2 pseudogenes are annotated in these 840 nt (G+C 62.1%); both read right to left on the bottom strand.

Annotation, left to right across the window (positions count from 1 at the left end):
- Window positions 1-674, bottom strand: a pseudogene (locus J5224_RS31475) (ABC transporter permease); the annotation flags it as partial.
- Window positions 671-840, bottom strand: a pseudogene (locus J5224_RS31470) (ABC transporter substrate-binding protein); the annotation flags it as partial. The pseudogenes J5224_RS31475 and J5224_RS31470, both read right to left, overlap by 4 nt.

The raw sequence follows: 840 nt of genomic DNA, 5'->3' as shown, positions 1-840 counted from the left end.
ATGCCCGCCACGCGCCAGGTGATAAGCCACGGTTCGGCAAAGGTGCTGCGCAGCGCATCCGCCAGCAAGCGCGCCAGTAATCCTCCGGCGGGCAGCCCTAACGACAGCGCAGGCAGCACCAAATGCTGTACACCGTGCCAGCCATAAGGCGGAAACAGCGGTAGCCAGACCGCCCCCACCATCAGCAACAGCGATGCCAGCAAATATTCTGGCAGGGTGGTGAACGCCATCGCCCATGCCCCGTGGCTGCTATCCGCCTTGCCGCGCAGTCCGTTACGCAGCGTGGAAACACACAGCAGCGTGGCAACCAGTATTGCCAAGGTTAACGCTGCGCCCATCAGCGTCAGCGATACGCCTGCTGCGTCTACCATGGCGGGCAATACCGGCTTGCCCGAGATCCAGGAGTGCCCGGCATCGCCCTGCAATATACCGCGCCACCACTGCCACAGCAGCGCTAGCGGGCCTTGATCGAGGCCCAGTTGACTGCGAATGGCCTGCAATGCTTCTGGCGTTGCTTCTTGTTCGGCGGATTTGGCGCGCAGCACGCTGAGTGCCGGGTCGCTGCCGGAAAGCCATGGCAATAGGCCAATGAGCGCGATGACCGCAAAGGCGCTCAGGGCACGGGATACCAGCGGGGCGATAACCGCCCCGATGCGCAAGGGAGAAACCATCATGGTTGATGCATCTGTCCGTTGATGTGCGTTTGTGGCGTAACCAGTATCCGTTCACGCGGATCGCGTGCTGCCTGACGTACACCGGTTGCCTCGCCCTGAATAACCCGTTCGTGCAGCAAGGGGATCGCTGCATCCGTGGCGAGAATACGCTGTTCCGCTACCATGA

This window comes from Candidatus Symbiopectobacterium sp. NZEC135 (assembly GCF_025962695.1).
Note: the sequence above shows the minus strand (reverse complement) of the source record. Positions and strands in the feature narration are given on the sequence as shown.